1 protein-coding gene and 2 pseudogenes are annotated in these 4,094 nt (G+C 76.9%); 1 reads left to right on the top strand and 2 read right to left on the bottom strand.

Annotated features, from left to right (window positions below; translation table 11 throughout):
- Positions 1–175 precede the first annotated feature (175 nt).
- Together JNW87_RS35750 and mptB are read right to left on the bottom strand one after the other, a co-directional pair.
- Positions 176–536: pseudogene (locus JNW87_RS35750) on the bottom strand (DUF2029 domain-containing protein); the annotation flags it as partial.
- Positions 537–548: 12 nt separating this feature from the next.
- Positions 549–1,949, bottom strand: coding sequence for a polyprenol phosphomannose-dependent alpha 1,6 mannosyltransferase MptB (mptB, locus tag JNW87_RS35745; RefSeq protein ID WP_201749899.1), 1,401 nt, complete (start codon positions 1,947–1,949; stop codon positions 549–551).
- Positions 1,950–1,993: 44 nt separating this feature from the next.
- Between mptB and JNW87_RS35740 the strand changes: the two are divergent.
- Positions 1,994–3,636, top strand: a pseudogene (locus JNW87_RS35740) (hypothetical protein).
- Positions 3,637–4,094 lie beyond the last annotated feature (458 nt).

Below are 4,094 nucleotides of genomic sequence, written 5' to 3'. Positions count from 1 at the left end.
AGCGGACCGTGCGGGCCGCGCCAGATGCCGACCGGGGTGGTGGCGGGGGCGTCGGGCAGCGCCCCGCCCAGCCAGCCGGCGACGGTCAGCAGGGTCGCCACGACCAGGCCCGCGTACCGCGCGGACCGGGCTCGTCCGGGCCGGTAGGCCGCGTCGGGCGCTCCGCCGGGATCGGCCACGACCAGCCCTGGCAGACGTACGAGTAGACGTCGCGGCTGCGGTCGGCGGCGCGGCCAGCAGCGGCAGCAGCCAGAGCCCGGCGGTCAGGTACGCCCACCGGGTCGACGGCGCGCCCCGCCGCAGCGCCCACCAGGCGCCCACCAGCAGGGCCGTGCGACCAGCCAGCAGCCGAGGACCAGCGGACCGTGCGGGCCGCGCCAGATGCCGACCGGGGTGGTGGCGGGGGCGTCGGGCAGCGCCCCGCCCAGCCAGCCGGCGACGGTCAGCAGGGTCGCCCCGACCAGGCCCGCGTACCGCGCGGACCGGGCTCGTCCGGGCCGGTCGGCCGCGTCGGGCGCTCCGCCGGGATCGGCCACCGGCACCTCTCCTCAGTCGGCGGGGGCCGGTTCGCGGGCCGCCCGAGCCGACCGTACCAACCGGACCACCACCACGATCACCAACAGCGTCATCAGGGGCGCGCCGGGCATCTTGGTGAACCGGGGCAGGCCGGTGCCGTCCGCCAGCACCAGGAACGACGACACCAGGGCGACGACCGTGAACCAGCCGGTACGCCGGGCGGTGGCGGCCAGCACCGCCAGCGGCCAGATCCAGTACCAGGGGTGGAAGAGCGGGGAGAGCGCGACCGTGGCGGCGAGTGCCAGGCCGGCGTGCCAGAGCGGGTCGCGGTGGCGCGCCCGCCACCAGAGCCAGACCAGCAGTACGACGAGCACCAGGACGCCGATCGCCCGGGTCACCGGCAGTGCGTCGACGTGCTTGCCGAAGAGCGCCGCGAGGTAGCCGACGGTCTGCCCGACGGCGGTTGACGGCGAGGTCCAGGCGATGACCAGGTTCCCCTGCTCCAGGCCGGTGATCCAGCCGAAGTCCAGGCCGGCGGCGAAGGTCACCCCGACGACCGCGGCGACCGCCGCGCCGACCACCCACGCGCCGTCGCGGACCAGCGCGCGGAACCGGTACGGCCCGGCGATCGCGGCCAGCGCGGCGAACGGCACCACGACCAGCGCGGTGACCTTGAGCCCGGCGGCCAACCCCAGCAGCAGCCCGCCGCCCAGCAGCGGCAGCGGGCGCCCCGGCCGGGAGGCCACCACCGCCAGCCCGGCGATGAGCAGGCCCACCATCAGCGCGTCGTTGTGCGCGCCGGAGACCAGGTGCACCGGCACCAGCGGGCAGGCCAACGCCAGCCAGAGCGCCCGCTGCGGCGGCACCCCGCAGCGGCGGGCCAGCACCGGCAGGCACCACGCCATCAGCGCCACCCCGGCCACCGCGGTCAGCCGGAAGAGCACGATGCTGCCGACCAGCGACCCGGTCGCCGTGACGACCGCCCCGGCGAGCACCACGAAGAGCGGCCCGTACGGCGCCGCGGTGTCCCGCCAGATGTACGACATGGTGTCCAGCCAGGGGCAGGGCAGGGCGGATACGCCCTGTTCGTACGGGTTGATCCCGCCGGCGTAGCTGGCCCCCTGGCAGGCGTACGCGTAGACGTCCCGGCTGCCCAGCGGCGGCGTGACCAGCATCGGCAGCAGCCAGAGCGTGATCGTGACCAGCACCCAGCGGGTCGACGGCACCCGGTCGCGCAGCGACCACCAGGCCCAGGCCAGCAGGCCGGTGCCGACCAGCCAGAGCGCGATGATCAGTGGCCCGTTCCGGCCCTGCCAGATGCTGAGCGGCGTGGGTCGCAGGTCTCCGTGGGGCAGCGCGCCGCCGAGGAAGGCGGCCACGGCGAGCAGCACCGAGCCCGCCAGGCCGGTCCAGCGCGAGAGGTGGTGAGGCACGCGGGACATGCTGCCAGTACGGTGGTCGCGGTCAGGAGGTGGGCATGCGGGGCAGTCGGGTGGTGGCGGTGTCGGCCGCGTCCGCGTTCGCCCTCGGCGTGCTGTACCTGGCCCTGCCGGCGACCGGCTCGGACCTCTCCGCCCAGGTGGCCCGCGCCGATTTCTTCGCCGCCCACGGGGCGGCCCCGGTGGACCTGCGCTGGTACGGCGGCGTCCACCCGTGGGGCTACAGCCTGGTCTCGCCGCCGCTGATGGCCCTGCTCGGGGTACGCCTCACCGGCGCGCTCGCGCTGCTCGCCGCGGCGACGCGTTCGCGGCCCTGCTGGTGCGCGCCGGCGTGCCCCGGCCGCTGCTCGGCAGCCTGGTCGGCGTGCTCACCATCGCCGGCAACCTGGTCTCCGGCCGGGTCACGTACGCCCTCGGGGTGGCCTTCGGCCTGACCGCGCTGGTCGCCCTGACCCTGCCGGCGCACGTCCCGCCGGAGCGCCGCTGGCCGCGCCCCGCGCTGGTCGCGGCCGGCGCCCTGCTGGCTTCGGCGACCAGCCCGGTGGGCGGGGCTCTTCGTCGGCCTGGCGGGGGTCGCGCTGCTGCTCACCCGCCGGTACGGCGACGGCCTGCTGCTCGGCGCCGCCGCCGCGCTGCCGCTGGGGGTGACCGGCCTGCTCTTCGGCGAGGGCGGCTGGATGAACATCAGCCGCACCGACACGCTGCGCGCGGTGCTGACCAGCCTGTTGGTGGCGGCCCTGGTGGCGTACCGGCCGGTGCGGGTGGGGGCGCTGCTGTCGGCGGCCGGGGTGCTGGCCGCGGCGCTGGTGCCCACCCCGGTCGGGTTGAACGCCACCCGCCTGGTGGTGATGTTCGCGCTGCCCGTGCTGGCCGCCGCCGCCCGGCCGCCCCGCTGGTTCACCGACCGGCTCCCACTCCACGGGCGGGCGGACGGGGAGCGGCGGGCGGACGGGGAGCGGCGGGCCGGCGTGGGTGCACCGCGTCGGCGCCTGGCCGGGGCGCTCGCCCTGGCGGTGCTGTTGGGCGTGGTGTGCTGGTGGCAGCCGCCGGTGGTGGCGGCGACCTGCGCAGCCCGGCCGACCCGACCAGCGACCGGGCGTTCTTCGATCCGCTGCGCGCCGAGCTGACCCGGCGCGGGCTCACCGGTCGGGTGGAGGTGCCGCCGACCCGGAACTACTGGGAGGCCGCGCATCTCGGCGAGACGCCGCTGGCGCGGGGCTGGCTACGGCAGGCGGACATCGACCGCAACCCGCTCTTCTTCACCACCGTGCCCGGTGCCGCCGGCACCGGCGTGCCGCTGACCGCCGCGTCCTACCGGGCCTGGCTGGCCGACAACGCGGTCCAGTACGTCGCCGTGCCCGACGCCGAGCTGTCCTGGGTGGGCCGGGCCGAGGCCGAACTGGTCACCGCCGGCCTGCCGTACCTGACCGAAGTCTGGTCGGACGGGCATTGGTGCCTGTACGCCGTCACCGACCCGACCCCGCTGGTGGGCGCCCCAGGCGAGCTGGTCGGCCAGGACGGCGGATCGGTCACCTTCCGCACCTCGGGGCCGGGCAGGGTGCCGGTCCGGCTGCGGCACGACCGCTGGCTGACCGCCTCCGACGGTGCGACGACCGCCGCCGACGGCGAGTGGACGACGGTCACCGTGCCGCACGCCGGCACGTACACCCTCGGCGGCTGACCCGCCGCGACCCGTCGCCCCCGCATGGTCCCGGCTGGCCCAACCGGCATGACCGGCACAGCAGCCATGGCAGCCGCACGGGCCCCAGGACCCACGGGCTCCAGGAGCGAGCGGCCCCAGGAGCGAGCGGCCCGGGGGCGCACGGGCCCCGGAGCACACGGCCCCCGGGGGCGCATGGGCCCCGGGGGCGCACGGGCCCCGGAAGCGCACGGTCCGGCCGAGGGCGGGCACCTCCCTCGCGCCCTACCAAGCTGATGTCGTGGATGAATCACCGAGCGGACGGGCCTGCGTGCGGCGGGCGCGGGACGGGGATCGAAGGCGAAGCGCGGACCCGGGGACACGGGCGACGCGGGCGACACGGGCGACACGGGCGACACGGGCAGCATTTGGCGCCCGGGCCCGGCCAGCACACAGGCGGCCGAGGACGGGTGTCTCCCTCACGCCCTATGGAGCTGATG

Source organism: Micromonospora sp. ATA51 (assembly GCF_016802855.1).
In the GTDB taxonomy this organism is placed as follows: Bacteria; Actinomycetota; Actinomycetes; order Mycobacteriales; family Micromonosporaceae; genus Micromonospora; species Micromonospora sicca.
Note: the sequence above shows the minus strand (reverse complement) of the source record. Positions and strands in the feature narration are given on the sequence as shown.